The organism is Rubripirellula obstinata, assembly GCF_001642955.1.
Lineage (GTDB): Bacteria > Planctomycetota > Planctomycetia > Pirellulales > Pirellulaceae > Rubripirellula > Rubripirellula obstinata.
In genome coordinates, this window is record NZ_LWSK01000115.1 from 1 (window position 1) to 16,229 (window position 16,229).

Below are 16,229 nucleotides of genomic sequence, written 5' to 3' on the forward strand. Positions count from 1 at the left end.
GTTGCGGGTAGAATTCTTTGTAGTGGTCATTCGAGTGACTCTTGGGTGGAAGGGGTTTTAGTTCTTCCAATTCAAGCACTCGAATGGCCCTTTTGCAGATTTCTGTTGATCTAGGGGACATACCAGGTGTCAGGTACCAAATTGGCTGTTTAGGGTACCTGGGTTTGCCAAATCTAACTTTTTGGTAACTGTCTCTCTTTCTGTCCGAGTTCTTTCTACCAATTGAGCAGGCGGCCTCTTTTGCACCCCGAGGCAAGACGCGGGGGGGCGAGAGGAAGCGTTATTTTGAAAAATGGGCAAAACGATGGAGGGGCAAAACGATGGTGCGCGGTCGTCTTCCGACTTTGTATTCCGCGCATCATCGTTTTGCCCCTCCATCGTTTTGCCCAAAATTTTTCAGGGGACAGGTGCTGGGTACCGCAAAGTTGTAAGAGGCGATTTGCGATGTTCTCAAGGAGCCAAAACGGAACTTGGCTGATTGATGGATGTTTGATCTTGGGAGCTTGGCAAGACCATGATGCGCGTGACTGAGTACACGTGAGTTCGGCTGATGGATCGGTGTTTGCTAAGGTCGCGGCGTTTATTGGTACTTGGATCGGCGGCGACGTAGGAAACCTAGCGACGCGACTGCCAACAAACAGATGCTGCTTGGTTCCGGAATCGCCGTTACTGCTTGAATTCCTTCAAAGAAGTTTTGAGCGATCCGTTCGTAGCCGTCGTTGTTGGGGTGATTGAATGTCGCCATCAGCGAATTGTCGATCGATTGCGGGTCGTTTGGATTCACCAGAAAATCAGTGTAGTGATCAACCAGCGACACGTTCGCGCCTAGGTCTAAGTACTTTGGAAACACTTCGTTTCGTACTGCATCGTTGAAGGTCAGAATTGATTGTCGTAAGTCTAGATCGTCGGTGCGCAGCGGGATGATTTCAGAAAGAATGATGTGAGCGTTGGGTTTTTCATCGACGATGGTCCCAATCAACGTGTCTAAATTCGTCGCGTTTCGATCGTTCGTTCCCATCATCAATAAAACGATGTCGGGGTCGTCCGCTTGCAACCAACCTCTGACTAAGTTGTTGGTGCCTGCCGATTGCGCACCACCGTAACCGCGATGGTTGTTCTGCCCGAGCGCATCCAGGTCGGTCGCAGGTGTGCGTGTTCCGCCAAACGACCAATCGCCGGTAACTAGTTTCGGAATAAACAACAGCGGTGTGCCGTCGGTGGCCGCTTCGGGCGACTGACCAACGAAAGTAAAGTCGACCCCCGCTGACGTCAAACGATTGTACAGCCCGCTGCGATACCCGTGATTGTACGGAACATCCCATCCAGGATTGTCGGTATATCCGGCCGTCGTCGAATCACCGAGAGGAAGGATTCGTAGCGTCTCGCCGCTAGCGACAGTGTGGAAGAAACAAGCGTTCGAGAATAGAACTGCTAGAACTAGCAGGTAGCGTTGAAGTGCGTAATCTGACAAGGAATCTGTTTTAAGCTTCATTCGTTTGATTTCCGTTACGAGCCGTATTTTTTAAATGCACTGTACTCCCCGAGGATAGCCAAAGATCACCAAAAACATGAGTCGCTGACGGAAACCGAACACCGATTAACGCAATGCGAAATAGTCTGATGGAAAAAATGAGAGAGCCACCAATTGATCAACTAAAGGGCTCAAAAGGGGCCGCCCATCATTTGGAACTGTCCTGAAACAAGTTCCGTATTTGGCGAACTCTCTCGTAGCTGGGCCCGCCAGGGTTCAGTCAGGTAGAGCTCCTGATGGTCTGAACCCTGGCGGGCCCAGCTACGGGAAAACCGGGAAGGTATTTCGGGACAGTTCATTAGTCGGGTGAAAGTCACTTTTTGACCTTCTCTGCCGCCCTGACCTTTGTGTCTTCTGTGCCCTTTGTGGCTAGGAATCATTACCGCTTGGCAGTTGTGTTTGGCTAGCCACAAAGGGCACAGAAGTCACAAAGAACAGGCTGCCTGTGAGCGATCACTGTGAGGGCTTTGGGAAGGAAGATCAAGCGACAAAGGCTGTCGTTCGATTTTCTCTACGCTTTGCTTTTGCGACGATTTCTCTTCGAGATGAAACACGCAATCGCTGTCAAGAAACCGAAGCTGCCGGGTTCGGGAATCGCTGTTGTGAACAGGCGGATGTTGTCGTAGCTGACTTTTCCGCCATCGGTGCCACGGAACAACTGAATCTTGAGCGATTGGCCGACCAATGAACGATCGAGTGTTGATGCATCCACGATGAATTGGTAATCGCGAAATAACCCAGGTAAATCTTCCGGAGTCTCAAATTCGCCGATCACGGTATCACCTGCCAAAAGTCGGACAAGGCCGTCAACGAGGAACCCCTGATCACCTCGCGCCGCAGCGGCGAATCGGACGGTGTACTCGCCATTGCCAATCAATCTAGCATCGAGTGTTTGCTCAATACCGATCAGGTCGCTTTCGACGTTGTTCCCTAGAGTATCCGTAAACGAGCCAAAGTAGACGATCTGAGGACCATCCATTGCTCCGTTAATTCCGTCGCCGTCGGTGCCGACAAAGTCGGGGCCGTTCAACATGCCATCATCTGGGTTAGCAAGTCCACCAAAGTTCAACTGAACGTTATTAACCCACGTCCAATTGGCGATTTCGCGTAGTGCCGTTGTCGTACCAGGACCGCCGGATAGATTATCCGTTACCGCATTGAGCTCGAAATCACCGTTGGCCACCGGGATCGACTTACCAGCGTGACGCGTGTCGATCGTGAAGGTAGTTGGCACTGGTGAATTGGTGCGATCGAGGTAGCGGTGAAATTCGACTCGCATGTCCTCGGTGCGATCCAGGTCGATGCGTTCTAGGTCCGTCGTTTCGCTGATGTCATTGGCAAGATTGTAGACCTCGATCCCACCGTGATCATAGCTTTGAATCAGCTTTGATTTGCCATCGATAATGGCACCACTGGGAAATCCACCCTGCGGCGAACGGTGGGGATAGTGAATCACGACCGCGTTGTCGCCACGATCCACTGGTCCTCCGCCCGCCAACATGCCTGATAAATCAACACCATCGATCGTTTGATTTGGCAGCGCAACGCCTGCGGATTGCAACAGCGTTGGAAAGAGGTCGTGCCCAATGATCGGCGTGTCGTTGACTTGCCCAGCAACCACGCCCGGCCCGCTGATCAAGACCGGCACCCGAATTCCTCCCTCGTACAGCGTCCCTTTGCCGTTACGCAAAGGCCCGTTCAGGTTCGGAGGAGGCGTCCTGTCTAGTTCGGTCGCCAATCCACCGTGGTCACTGATAAACGCAACGGTCGTATTTTGATCGATGCCATTGTCAACCAGCGCTTGCCGCACGGCACCCAACGACTGGTCCACCGATTCCACCATGGCCGCATAAGTTGCGAGCGTGGTTTTTTCAAGAGCAGTGAGAGAATCAAACTTTTCGTAGCCGCCTGAAGCTAGCTTTTGCTCGTATTTGTCACGAAGTGCCTGGGGTGCATTGATCGGTGTATGGACGCCGTAGTGCGAAAGGTTTAAGAAAAATGGCTTATTGTCGGCTGCGTTGGGATTGCCGGCGTTACTGTTGATAAAGCTGACCGCATCGCGAGTCAGCCGATCGGTCAAGTATTCACGCGCCGGATTCCCAGTACCACCGGGCAGATTGTTGGCCCAGGCGAAGCCACCGTTGTTGTCCGAGTACCAAGACCCGGGCGTTCCCTGAGGACCACCGCCATAGTTTTCGTCAAAGCCGTGGTCCAGTGGCGTCGCCTGATTTCCCTCGCCCAAATGCCACTTACCCGATTGAGCGGTTGCGTACCCGTTGCCTCGGAAGGCTTCAGCAATCGTGGTCGAAGCCAGGGGGAGGTTTCGGACGTAACTGAAGCCCGCGTTTCGTTCGTCTGGGCCGCCGATCCACTGAGTAATCCCATGTCGCCCGGGCGTTTGCCCCAGCATCAGGCTGGCTCGCGATGGCGAACAGACCGGCGAGGACGAGTACGCCTGCGTGAATGTGGTTCCGCCCTGTGCCATCGCCCGCAGATTGGGCGTTTCAAAAAATGAATCCGTGTCGTTTCGTTGCGCCGCAAAGGCTTGGGAATACGCCAGGTCGTTATCAGCCCACCCTAAATCGTCAACCGTAAATAGAATGACATTGTTATTGTTCTGTGCCGTTGCAGTTTGAGAAACCAACAACGATCCGCAAAGAAACACGAATACCGGCAGAAAACGCCTTGGCAACATTAATTTCGCCTCTCAATGAGACCGCACCGCGGAGCAAGCAGCACGGCCGAATGAGCTTTATTAAAGAAGACTCTTCCTGCTCCAACCACAAGCCTATTCGCTCGAACGTTCAAAACAAATACGAACCGCCGATTCTGCGTCAAACGTGAAATACTTTGACGGTGCAATCGTTACGCTGGACGAGTCGCGATTGCAACGACGCCTTCAAGGATGAATCGATTTAGGAACTGTCCCGAAATAGCTTCCCGGTTTTCCCGTAGCTGGTCCCGCCAGGGTTCAGTTCACTACTAGCTGGACCCGACTGAACCCTGGCGGGGCCAGCTACGAAAGGCTTCGCCAAATACGGAACTTGTTTCAGGACCGTTCCTTAGTAGTTATCCAGAGGGCCCGGCACCTCACCCGCGATGGAGAGCCGAATGTTGTCAATCGAAGTCTTGATTTCGTACGTTTTCTGCCGGTCAGCCAAGGCTTTGTAGGTTTGTTCGACCTGATCAACTTCGCTCGCAAAGGCCGCTGCATGCTGATCAAGTAATACAATTTTCCGCATCGCGTGACTAACCAAAATCGTGTGGTCTTCATGAATCCCGTCGATGAGAACTTGGTAAGCCTTGGCATGGCTGCATGTTTTCGGATCACTGCCAGTGCTGTGCCGGTAACACAAAAACGCAGCTTCGTAGCGAACGCTGGGCGAAGGGTCATCGAGCAATTTTTCAACCGCCGTGATCGCGTCCGGCGTCAGTGACTGCCCTGTTGATGACTTTACCGATTGCAGTCCGATCAATGCCCAATAGCGGCACATCGGTTCGCTGTCTTCGAGCGTCTGCAATTGCTGCTCGACAACATCAGCTCCCATCCCAGACCACTCCGCGACCCTCAAGATTCTCTCGAGCGGAAATAGATTTCTGTCGTCACGAATTTCGGCGGCCGGTTTGCCACCGCCGCGTGTTTCGATCTCCCAAGCGTGCAGAAAGTGCAGGTCACGAATCTGCAGAATCTTCTCGCGGTTCCAAGCTCGCATTTTTTTGAGCGTCGCCTGATAGGCCGGATCGCCAGCCAAGTCGTTAATCTCCCAAGGATCATTCTTCAGGTCGTAAAGCGATTCGGCGGGCCGAGTTTCTGCCATGAAATCGGCTGCTGATCCTGTCAGAAGACCGTCTTTGTGATCTTGGCGAATAAAACGCATGAAGTCAGCGGAGTCGCAGTACATCTGTGACTGGGCGTAGGCCAGGTGCGGCATGTAATTGCGAATGTAGACGTACCGCCCGTCGCTGATGCTGCGAGAATGATTTTCAGTGGCATCGATATCGTTCAGGCTGCCGTAGAAGTATTCCTTCTTGACGCTGTTTGGCCCCAACACAGCTTCGCCGCTCATGGTCTTTGGAATCGGCAGCCCAGCAATGTTCAACATCGTCGGTCCCAAATCCACGAAGCTGACAAGACGATCGCAAGTCGTCCCAGGTTCCAGCGAGACGAGGTCGCGGAACTTTTCAGGCACACGAACGATCAGCGGAACGCGGTACCCCAAACCAAACGGAAACGCTTTGAAACGCGGGATGCCTTGTCCGTGATCGGGAAAGAAAACGACGATGGTGTCGTCCGCCAAACCGTCGTCTTCAAGTTCCTGCAATCGCCGACCGACCTGTTTATCCACCAGCGTGATGCAGTCGTAAACTCGCGCGTAAGCCTGACGCATTTCTGGCGAGTCGCGATAAAAAGGCGGCAGCACGACTTCATCGGGGGAAGTGATTTCGTCCGGGCTCAATTGCGATTGAATGTTCTTTTGGAATCGCGCGTAGGAATTAACCGAAGTGCGTGACTGATGTGAATCGACGTAGTTGAAAACACTGAAAAACGGTTGCCCCGGCTTACGACCTCGCCAGTGCGATTGATTGCTGTTGTCGTCCCAACATTCTTTGGCAAACTCACGCCAGCCTGCAAAGTTAAAATCGTTCTTGGTGTGATTGGTGCAGTAATAACCGGCTTGCCGAAGGTAGGTCGGATAACCCTTCACGCTGTCTGGAATTTTCACAACGCTGCGATGGTGCCCAACGCCAAGCTGCCCGACGTGCATTCCGGTGATCAACGCAGAACGAGCTGGCGAGCAGACGGGCGAAGAAGCGAAAGCATTCGTAAACCGCGTTCCCTCTTTCGCCAGCCGATCAATGTTGGGTGTCTTCGCAACCTTGTCGCCATAGCAACCGAACAAGAACGAAGTGTCCTCGATCGTCAGCCATAGGATGTTCGGTTGCCGCGACTGTTCTTGCTCCACCGCGGTTACATCGGCAGCAATCAAAAAAACAATCGCAGCGATGGTCCACAAGCGGTAGGTTTGCATGTTGAGCATTGAATCTTGCAGGATAAACGAAACGCCCCAAGCAACTTGATTGATCTGGTGAGCCGCTGGCCGTGAGGCCTCGGGCATTACCATTGGCTTGGTTGCCGTTGGCATGATTACCAATGGCTTGACCGCCTACCCGCCTACGGCTCACTTCTCAATCTGAAAAACTGTCTTATTCTCGCCGTGAAGACGTTGCATGCCGACGCCCAAACACTCTACTCGGGCAATTCAAACGATGTGCCTTCATCGGAATTCGCCGGCGAGTTATCGTTGGCATCCCGCTTGACGGCATCCATCGCATTGGCATCTAAATCGCTGGGTAATTCCATTCCGCCGGGCGGTGATGGCTCGTCAAGGCTGTCTGATTCACCACCGACGGTCGCCTCAGCAGGGTTGGCCTCAGCAGGGTTGGCCTGATCAGGTTCGGCCGGAACGGAGCTCGATCCGCCACAGCCAGCAAAAAACAACACGGCTCCGGCAATCAAGACGAAGATCGGGTCGGAGAGGAGAAGTCGTGGCGCAGCGTTCAGCTTCATCAAACGTTCCTTGTGTTATCGTTTATCCTAGAAGCCGAGAGTGTATCCTTAACCTACCGACAAGAAAAGCTTCACAGCATTCACCCGAATCCTGCCAAGCACCGAAACCCGAGCGTCAAATCTGTGCATCACAATTCTCCTCAACGCGATTCGGCGGCGTGCGGCTCCACGACTGAACTACTGATCGCGTCCAAACGCGGCGACATTGAATCGTTGGGACGGTTGTTGGAACAGTACCGCGGATACTTGCTGATGCTGGCACATCGGTATCTATCGGAACGGCTGCGACGGCGAGTGGATCCGGCCGACATTGTTCAACTGACCTATTTGGAAGCCCAGCGAGACCTGCCATCGTTTCGCGGCGAAACACCGGCCGAATTTGCGGGCTGGCTTCGTGGGATGCTGAAAAACAATGTGGCAACCGCGGTCACTCGGCACATTTCGACCAAAAAACGATCTTTAAACCGAGAAGTCAACGCGGCCGCGCCCCAAGACAACGATTCTGGGGCCAATTGGATTGGACAGTTACCCGGCAGCACAACCAGCCCCAGCGGTGTCGCGATCCGAACCGAAGCCGCGCTGGCCCTGGTCGAAGCGCTGCATCAATTGCCCGAGACTCAGGCCGAAGCCATTCGGTTGCGATACATGGAGGGCCTACCGCTGGGCGAGATCGTCGAGCGGATGGGAAAAAGCGACACAGCCGTCGCCGGACTCTTAAAGCGAGGACTCAAGAAACTCAGAATCATCATTGACGTCGAAAACAGCCCCTGGGCTTCTGCGTAGCTTCTTCGTAGGCCGGAACAAGCCGCTTCGGCGCAGTTCCGGCAATCCAATGCAGCAGCATGCAATCGCCGGAACTACAACTTTATCCCACCACCAAGGACATCGAAGATCGAACCAACACCGGAAACCTCGCCGCCCGACGGTGAACCCGATCCATTGGACAAAGCATTCGCAGCCTATTTGCGAAGTTGCGACGCGGGCGAATTGTCCAGCCGCGAAGAGTTTTTGTCACAGTTCCCAGAACTATCCGACCAGTTAAAAGAACTGATCGATGCAGCGGATATGATCGGCAACTTTACCACCGGTTCGTCGGGGGCAATCAATGAAGGTGATCAAAATCAGTTTGCGGATCAGAAGGATGAATTCGGCGCAGAGCCTGGCGCGGAAACGATCGGGCTGAACGAAGTCGGACGTCAACTAGGTTTGACCGGCGAATTGTCTGGCGGTGACCCCGCGGTGACCTTGCCGATGGCCAATCGCGCCAAAGGCGACCCGGGCCCGACGCTGCCCTTTGATCTTGGCGACTACTTGTTGTTGGACGTGATCGGTCGCGGTGGAATGGGAATCGTCTATCGAGCCAAGCAAAGCGAACTGGACCGCGAAGTGGCGGTAAAGATGATTCGCAGCGGCATGCTGGCCAGCGAAAGTGAAGTCCGACGCTTCTACACCGAAGCGCAAGCCGCCGCGCGATTGCATCACCCGGGCATTGTGTCGGTGTTTCAGTTTGGTCATCGCGCGGGACACCATTTCTTTTCGATGGAATACGTCCGCGGCACCGATTTGCAGCGGAAGATTAACAACGGCCAATTGCAGGTCAACGAAGCAGTCGGTTACGTCAGAGATGTCGCGCTGGCGATTCATCACGCTCACCAAAAAGGAGTGCTGCATCGCGACTTGAAACCCGCCAACGTTTTGATCGACGAACGCAACAAGATTCTGGTCACTGATTTCGGCTTGGCGAAACATCTGGATTGCGACAGCAGCGTTACCGGCAGCGGGGACGCGATCGGCACGCCGCACTACATGGCTCCGGAACAGGCCAGCGGGTTGAGCGATCGTGCGAACGCGCAGAGCGATGTTTATTCGCTTGGTGCGATCCTGTTTTCGGCGCTGGCCGGTCGGCCGCCCATTGTCGCGGACACAGTCATGCAAACGCTGGTCAATGTCGTTCACGATCCCGCGCCGTTGATTCGATCGCTGCGGCCCGATGTCCCCATCGATATCGAAACGATCATCGCGAAGTGCTTGGAAAAGAAACCCGCCAAACGATACGAATCGGCAGCAAAACTGGCTGACGAACTGAACGCGTTTTTAGAAGGCCGTCCAATCGAAGCACGACCACGATCCCGAGCCATGAAGACGTGGCATTGGATCGAGGGAATTCCGTTGGTCGGTGCCATCATGGGACGCCGCATTTTGCACGGTTCCGATTCGCACCGACGGTTCCAGGCGGCATTGTTATTGCTGTTGTTGATGACGCCGTTTTTTGCGGTGGCCGCTTTCGCGATGCTGCAAAGCTACCAAGACGCGATCCCGGCAACGGTTCGCTTTGCCGGTGGGATCGAAGGTGGACGCTACACCCAGATTTCGGAAGCTCTCGCCGATCGAATCAAAACACGCCACGGTGCCAAGACTTTGGTGATGAATTCGAGCGGGTCGCTGGTCAACCGAGACCGTTTGATGCGAGGACAAATCGACTTGGCTCCGATGCAGGCGACCGCGATCAGTGGTGATCGCCTGCGAGTGGTCGCGCCGCTGTTTTACGAATTGCTTTACGTGTTCGCTCGTAAAGACACCGCTATCGAATCACTCGCGGATTTGAAAAACGCAACCGTTGCGATTGGTCCCGACGGCAGTGGTTCTCAGGCGACAGCGGAATTAGTGTTCGCGTCGCTCGGGTTCGATCAGGCGGCAGTCAACCGCCGTGTCGATAGCTGGCAAGACCTGTTCAGCGACCAACCGCCCGACGCTGCGATGATTTGCATCGGCCGCGGCAGCAACTTGGTCAATCGGTTAATCGAAAGCGGCCGATGGAGATTGATTCCAATACAACAGAGCGTCCAAATCTCGTTGCAGCATCCAACACTGCGCCCGATGACGATCGTTCGCAGTGATTTTTCGTCGCTTGATTTGCCGGCGTTTGAATCATCAAAGCAGAATCCAACTTCCGACTGGCCAGCCGATGGTATCCCAACGGTAGGCACGACTGGCTTCCTGGCCGCGATGGACGACGCGCCTGCTGAGTTGATCGTCGCGGCGCTGGAATCCTTGTACGCGGATCCGCCACTTGGAACAGATTTAATTCCGCGAAGCAACGCCGCCGAATGGCAGGGCCTAGCTTTCCACCGAGCAGCACGACGTTTCTACGAAAGCAAGTAGCACCGTAGGCACCGTAGGCCGGAACAAGCCGCTTCGGCGCAGTTCCGGCAATCCAAACGTAGTACAACGCCATTGCCGGAACTGCGCGACCGAGTGCCCCACCAATTGAAATCGCCGAGGCAATCCAAACGTAGTACAACGCCATTGCCGGAACTGCGCCGAAGCGGCTTGTTCCGGCCTACGTTTACTGCTTTGCTGCTTCGGCTAGACCGGCGGCTTCGGTGCCCGGATACTTGTCGATGATCTTATCCATGACGGCAGCGATCTTGGCCGGATTGGCTCGGCCACCTTGAGAGAGCTTTAACGCCAATTGCCATCGCTTCATTCCGGCGATCTCGTTTTGAATCGACTCGTCCTGCTTTAGTTTTTCCAGCTCTGTGTCGACGGATTCCGGCAGTTGGTAACCGGCAAACCGTTGAGCGACTTCGCTGTAAAGTTGGTAGGCTTTCCAGTCATCGCTAGCGCCGGTCGCGGACTCGGCTTCGGTAACGATTGACTGAATTTTTTCGTCAACGTAGGCCTGCAACTTCTCGGCCGCCGATCGGACTTCTGGTTTACGGTCGCGTCCGAATCGCATCAGGCTTTTGGCTGCGGAACGGTAGTCGCCGAATTCAATCTGCCGCCAAGTCGGAATGATGTTGGGTGGCATTCCGGTCGGATCAACATTCCAGCTCGCCGATTCGGCGGCCGTCGCCAAGGCGGCCGGGATGTCGCCGCCGTTGGTTCGTTGCAATTCGCCGTCGGGGTCGATGATGCGAGCTTGGTAGATATTTTGTAGGCTGACTTTATTGACGCCAGCCTGCGTTTCGAGCGACCGGTCATAGTCGATGATCACGGGAACCGAGATGCGATTTTGGCGAACATAGCTGGCAACCTGCGCAGGTTCCGAACCCGAATTGACGGCGATTAGCATCACCGGGTTGGACTGGTTTTGCTGAACCGCAGCCAGGATGCCCGGCCATTTTTCGCGGCATCGCGGACAGCCTTCTTCAAAGAAGTACAGCACAATCGCTTTGCCCCGCATCGCTTCGACCGAAATCGGAGCACCGTTAATCCAGGCTCTTGGATTTTGAGGCAATTGAAATTCAGATTCGGCGGGCGCTTCACCCGACGCAGTCGTCACGATGGAAAGGATGATCGCACAACAAATTGAATGTCTGATCGAAGTCATCGTTCGCCCTTGGTGGGTTGTTGATCATAAGGCTAAGGAACCGACACGAAGTATCTTCCCAGATTCCAAACCCGAACGCGTAAGCGAGGGATATTGTTTGACACGGAAATCCCTCGCTTAGGAACGTGCGACTTTTTATAGTCGCCTTTCGCTCCGCGAAAGCAGCGGATTCGCTACTTTCGCGGAGCGAAAGGCGACACTAATCTTACGCTTTCGGGTTGGGATTTGATGGAGTCCGAGTTCATAAACTTTTCTCGAGATCGTTCCTAAACACCTGCCTTGACCAGCTTGCTAATTTCTTTGAACTGGGGATGGTCCGCTGTCCCTAGCCATTCAAACATCACTGATTCGGCCGTGATGATGGTCGCGCCGGCGTCTCGCATTCGATCCATCGCTGTTTCGTGATCGCGACCGTGCCTGGCCGCGACTGCTTCGGCGACGACGTAGGCAAAACAGCCTTCGGCCATTAGATCCAATACTGTTTGCAAGATACAAACGTGCGTTTCGATTCCCGTGACGACGATTTGGTCTCGGCCCGCTTGCGTCCAAGCATCCAGGCTTTGCCGACAGACGGCGGAGGAGAATTCGAGTTTCTCTTCGGGTGAATTTTTATCATGACTGAACCATTGATCCAGTGGTGCGACGAGGTTGCCGAGACCCTTGGGATACTGGACCGTCGCCGCCGAAGGCACCTGCAACATGTCGGCCGCTTTCAGCAGTCGCTGAGTTTGCCGGACCACTTGATCGCCCGACGGGATGACGGGGACGAGCCGTTCTTGCAGGTCAACGACCAGCAATCCGCTGCGATTGGAATCAAGCCGATGAACGCTGGCGACGTGTGGCATGAAAGAAGTTTGAAGGGTGAAGAGTGAAGAGTGAAAACTTGGGGTGGAGCTAGTCTTTTTTCTTTGACTTCGTTTCGGTCTTGGCTGGTTTGGATTCGCTCTTTGACTTGCTGTCGCTCTTCTTGCTTGACGAATCGCCCTCGGCTTTTTTGGAATCGGCTTTGGCGGCTTTCTTGTAGCTGTCGCTGCGATAATCGGTTTGGTAGAAACCGCTGCCTTTGAATACGATCGCGGCACCGGTGCCAAAGAGACGCTGCAGCTTATTCTTTTTGCATTTCGGACACTTCTTTAAAACAGCGTCGTTGATGCCCTGGAATTCCTCGAAGGTGTGTTCGCAGGCTCCGCATTCGTAATCGTAGGTCGGCATTGAGAATCGTTTTGGGGAGATGAAGTGATAGCGCCCGCGTCGGTCGCTCATCGTCCCGTCATTCTACGTTGATTCGAGGCCAGCGGTAAGCAGGTAATCCAAACGCTCAAACCAAACCTGGGTTTGCAGATTAAAAAGTGAGCCGCGACGCGTAAGCGGCCGGGCCCTTCGCTGATGCCCGAGGCCTTACGGCCGGCGGCTCACGAGGAATCGCTCAGATTGAACAAACCGAAACGTCGATAGTCGTCTTTCGCTCCGCGAAAGTACGTCAGAGCACACTTTCGCGGAGCGAAAGGCGACTATAACGAACCGCTCGTTTCTAAACGTCGGTGACGCTTTGATTGACTCGCTTGGGGGCGGTTCGGAAATGAGGGGCGGGAACCGGATGGCCAGCTTGAGCAGCCGGCGTTTGGGCAGCCGGTTTCTGATCCGCTGGATGGCGGTCAACGTTGTCCAAATTGCCCAGGTATTCCTGTTGAACCTTGGGGTGTTGTTTGACTTCATCCGGTGTGCCGTCGATCAACACCTGACCTTGATAGATCACATAGCAACGATCGACTGTGCCCAAGATTTCCCTGGCCGCGTGGTCGGTGATCAAGACACTGATGCCGGATTCACGCAGTTGCAGAATCACTTCCTGGATCGATTGAACGGTCACCGGGTCGATGCCTGCGAAGGGTTCGTCCAGCATCACGATCTTAGGATTGGAAACCAAGCAGCGAGCGATTTCCAGTCGTCGACGTTCACCACCAGACAACCCGCCCGCTTTGCTTTTGCGGATGTGCGTGATGTTGAATTCTTCCAGCAATTGATCAGTGCGTTCTTTGCGGCTGGCACGATCCATGCCCAACAATTCCAGCAGCGATGAAATGTTCTGTTCAACCGAAAGCTTTTTGAAGACGCTGGGTTCTTGCGGCAGGTATCCCATGTGCCCGTCACGAGCGCGACGAAACATCGGCCACTGAGTCACGTCGCGACCTTCCAGGTACACGCGTCCGCGATCCGGTTCGACCATGCCGCAGATCATACGAAAACTGGTCGACTTACCGGCACCGTTAGGACCCAGCAGCCCGACAATCTCCGCTGGTCCAACATTCAAACAAACGCCATCGACCACACGACGACGGCCGTAGGTCTTTTGCAAATCAACCGCTTCTAGAATCGGTTCGTACGCGGGTGCCGCCAAGATTGATTCATCGGCTTGCTTCTTCGATTTCAATGAAAACATCGACCTAGGATTCTTTTCCTTTAGCGAATCAGCTTCATGCGTTTGAAGTTGGGGATAAACGGAACGGGCGAATTCCATGAATGGGGCCAGAACACGACAACGGCACGGCCGACCAATAAGTCACGCGGCACATACGATTCGTCGCTCCATCGCCACGCATCGCGATTGACGTCACCCGGCATTTTGATGCGATCCTTGACGCCTGCCCAACAACGAGCGTCCAAACTTTCGGGACTGTTGTCGCCCATCGGAAAGAATTGATCTTCTTGAAGTTCAAACGTGGTTTCGCGTCGGATGTCCCAGCCAACAAATTCGTCCCACTGCTGCGGCGATGCCAGCGAATCCTGGATCCGCTTGAACGCACCCTGCCGTCCGGTCAGCTCGCGATAGCGACTCATGTCGTAGTCGCAAATCTCGCCGAACTTTCCCGTGTTGGTGGAAATGTAGTACTTGTCACGAAGCAATTGCAGACTTTCAATCGTCGCCTCGCCGCCGGTGACGCCCACGCCGGCGGGCGCTGCATCGAGTGGGTTTGCGGCGGAGTAACGTGGATGGTTTGCTGAATTGCCGCGGTAGGTTCGGCTGTCAAAAGTCGTGGGCGTTTGGAATGCGATCGGGTTTTCGTCTACGACTAACAGCAATTGATCATCGCAATTGCTAAAGCTGATTTGGTGCGATTGCCCCGCGCGGATCGGCGTTTCGGCGGTGGGCGAAAGGTTGGCTTCGCTGCTGCCTTCGGCCGGATCAAAGCGATGTGCTTCGTCGCCCATGATCCCAAGCGTGGCTTCGCCGGATGCCAGGTCGATTGTGCAGCGATATTGCACTCCCGCTTCGATCAATTCCAGCGTCATTTGCTTGGCATCGGAATCCGTTTCGATTTTGGTTTGCAGGATCAAGTCGCCGACCCAGTGCATGCCGTCGCGACCGATTTTTTCTCGGTTGGAATCCTGGCCGCCCCAGACGGCCATCTGCCCAAACTGGTCCAAGCTTTCGCCGCTTTGGTAAGTCGGGTTAAAGGTCACGCCGCTGGTTTCGCCCAACAGTTTTTGTCGCAGGCCAAACGGTTTGGAGGCGTACACTGCACCCGACGGAACAAAGATGTACGAATCGTAGGCATAGAAGTCCGTGATGGCTTTGGATTGATACGGATCAACATCATTAAGCGATCCGCCGTTGCTGGCGATTTGCCATTGCTGATCGGTTGGCACGTGATGGAAATACCGCAGCCACTGAGTTGTATCTCCGGCGACATCGTCTGCTTTAAGGCTGGCGGTGAATCGTCCGCCTTCGCGGCTGATTTGCCACGAATCGGTCGGTGGCTTTTCGGCTCCCTCGGTCCAAGGTTGCCATCGACTTGGGAAACCGGCTTGATTGAGTGGTTCGGGAACGTAGTCCGTGTCATGCACCAAGTGGCTCATCGCCATCAGCGTGCTGTACGGTTTGCGAACGATCTGCGAACGCTGATCCGATCCCGTCGGACGCACGTAGACATCGCCGTGTCGCAGCGTCAATGTTTCGCCGGGCAGTCCGACCAAACGCTTGATGTAGTTCTGTTTGGGATTGCCGGGATACTTAAACACGATCACTTCCCAGCGCTCGGGTTCGCTCAACACGTAGCTAAACTTGTTGACCAGAATTCGGTCGCCGTTGAAGGTGGCGTGATTGGTTTCGCCAGCCAGATCCAGTGCATTGACGCGGCGGCAATTGGGGCAGACGCCGCCGACCACGGTCACGCCTTCGCCACCGGCACTGTTTTCGCGGCTCGCACCGACACGGAAGTTGTATTCGCAGGCGTCGCAGAAAACATCTTTATGAGCCCCCATCAACGTCGGTGCCATCGATCCGGTCGGGATCACGAAAGCTTCGGCCAGGAAGGCTCGGAAGAGTAGTGCGAGGATGAAGGCGACCACGAACGCTTCGGTCGTTTCTCGCCCCGCCGCAATTCGCCATTCCTGGGCTCGACGTTGTTCGGGCGTGCGATCGTCTGACGTTTGCACGGTTTTGTTGGAAGGGCTGCTGCCGTCAGAAGCGTTTGATTTGGATTTCGATGCCACCGCTTTGGAAGCTTTCTCGCTGAAGGGGTCGTGGGGAATCAATCGAGCAGCAATCACCGCCGACGATCCTGCCGCATCCTAGCTATTTTACCTCAGCAGCGGAACTTCGGTTTGTTACCTGTAAAATTCAGTACACAATCGTTTAACCGCGTTGGGCATCGCCTGGGCCGCTAAATCTATGTTAATGACATAGTATTTTGCAATTAAGAATTTGTTCCGCTTTCAGTCCAATGCGGCCATTCGAATCGTAGGAGGCAACTCGATCGATTTCCGTTGCGGGCTTGTCCCGGCGGAATCACAAC

Annotated in this window: 11 protein-coding genes; 2 read left to right on the plus strand and 9 right to left on the minus strand. The window is 54.5% G+C overall.

All coding sequences use genetic code 11. From position 1 onward, the window contains the following. Window positions 1-580: 580 nt before the first annotated feature. The 4 genes from RC85_RS20520 to RC85_RS20535 all read right to left on the minus strand — a co-directional run bounded on the left by RC85_RS20520 (window position 581) and on the right by RC85_RS20535 (window position 7,100). On the minus strand, window positions 581-1,492 hold the full coding sequence (locus tag RC85_RS20520) for a GDSL-type esterase/lipase family protein (protein WP_068266259.1): 912 nt from the start codon (window positions 1,490-1,492) through the stop codon (window positions 581-583). Between the two features lie 550 nt (window positions 1,493-2,042). Further along, window positions 2,043-4,175: a sulfatase gene (locus RC85_RS20525; protein WP_160148231.1), complete on the minus strand. Its 2,133-nt coding sequence runs from the start codon at window positions 4,173-4,175 to the stop codon at window positions 2,043-2,045. A 418-nt stretch (window positions 4,176-4,593) separates the two neighbouring features. After that, complete coding sequence (locus RC85_RS20530; RefSeq protein WP_160148232.1) at window positions 4,594-6,648, minus strand: sulfatase family protein; 2,055 nt, start codon at window positions 6,646-6,648, stop codon at window positions 4,594-4,596. Window positions 6,649-6,779: 131 nt separating this feature from the next. After that, window positions 6,780-7,100, minus strand: coding sequence for a hypothetical protein (locus tag RC85_RS20535; RefSeq protein WP_068266265.1), 321 nt, complete (start codon window positions 7,098-7,100; stop codon window positions 6,780-6,782). Between the two features lie 12 nt (window positions 7,101-7,112). Here RC85_RS20535 and RC85_RS20540 point away from each other — a divergent pair, with 12 nt between their 5' ends. Together RC85_RS20540 and RC85_RS20545 are read left to right on the plus strand one after the other, a co-directional pair. Next, window positions 7,113-7,883, plus strand: a complete 771-nt coding sequence (locus RC85_RS20540; protein ID WP_235033466.1) for a sigma-70 family RNA polymerase sigma factor — start codon at window positions 7,113-7,115, stop codon at window positions 7,881-7,883. A gap of 156 nt (window positions 7,884-8,039) precedes the next feature. Continuing rightward, window positions 8,040-10,262 carry a serine/threonine-protein kinase gene (locus RC85_RS20545; RefSeq protein ID WP_235033467.1) on the plus strand — a complete coding sequence of 741 codons (2,223 nt, stop codon included), beginning with the start codon at window positions 8,040-8,042 and terminating at the stop codon, window positions 10,260-10,262. A 184-nt stretch (window positions 10,263-10,446) separates the two neighbouring features. Here the strand turns inward: RC85_RS20545 and RC85_RS20550 are convergent, their stop codons facing one another. From RC85_RS20550 to lepB, 5 genes are all read right to left on the minus strand, one after another. Then, window positions 10,447-11,433: a redoxin domain-containing protein gene (locus RC85_RS20550; protein WP_068266268.1), complete on the minus strand. Its 987-nt coding sequence runs from the start codon at window positions 11,431-11,433 to the stop codon at window positions 10,447-10,449. A 266-nt stretch (window positions 11,434-11,699) separates the two neighbouring features. After that, window positions 11,700-12,278 (minus strand): isochorismatase family protein, encoded by a 579-nt coding sequence (locus RC85_RS20555; RefSeq protein WP_068266270.1) that lies wholly within the window; start codon window positions 12,276-12,278, stop codon window positions 11,700-11,702. A 49-nt stretch (window positions 12,279-12,327) separates the two neighbouring features. Beyond that, complete coding sequence (locus RC85_RS20560; protein WP_068266272.1) at window positions 12,328-12,645, minus strand: FmdB family zinc ribbon protein; 318 nt, start codon at window positions 12,643-12,645, stop codon at window positions 12,328-12,330. Between the two features lie 319 nt (window positions 12,646-12,964). After that, the gene (gene lptB / locus RC85_RS20565) at window positions 12,965-13,873 is read right to left on the minus strand and encodes an LPS export ABC transporter ATP-binding protein (RefSeq protein ID WP_084422890.1); all 909 of its coding nucleotides are present in this window, start codon (window positions 13,871-13,873) and stop codon (window positions 12,965-12,967) included. 20 nt (window positions 13,874-13,893) lie between these two features. Continuing rightward, a complete protein-coding gene (gene lepB / locus RC85_RS20570) occupies window positions 13,894-15,984 on the minus strand; it encodes a signal peptidase I (RefSeq protein WP_235033468.1) in 2,091 nt (696 codons plus the stop codon). Between the last annotated feature and the right edge of the window lie 245 nt (window positions 15,985-16,229).

Excerpts from the sequence above, each read along its gene's own strand:
- RC85_RS20535 (WP_068266265.1), bottom strand. The coding sequence starts at position 7,100 with ATGAAGCTGAACGCTGCGCCACGACTTCTCCTCTCCGACCCGATCTTC.
- RC85_RS20555 (WP_068266270.1), bottom strand. The coding sequence starts at position 12,278 with ATGCCACACGTCGCCAGCGTTCATCGGCTTGATTCCAATCGCAGCGGA.
- RC85_RS20530 (WP_160148232.1), bottom strand. The coding sequence starts at position 6,648 with ATGCCCGAGGCCTCACGGCCAGCGGCTCACCAGATCAATCAAGTTGCT.
- lptB (WP_084422890.1), bottom strand. The coding sequence starts at position 13,873 with ATGTTTTCATTGAAATCGAAGAAGCAAGCCGATGAATCAATCTTGGCG.
- RC85_RS20560 (WP_068266272.1), bottom strand. The coding sequence starts at position 12,645 with ATGCCGACCTACGATTACGAATGCGGAGCCTGCGAACACACCTTCGAG.
- RC85_RS20520 (WP_068266259.1), bottom strand. The coding sequence starts at position 1,492 with ATGAAGCTTAAAACAGATTCCTTGTCAGATTACGCACTTCAACGCTAC.
- RC85_RS20550 (WP_068266268.1), bottom strand. The coding sequence starts at position 11,433 with ATGACTTCGATCAGACATTCAATTTGTTGTGCGATCATCCTTTCCATC.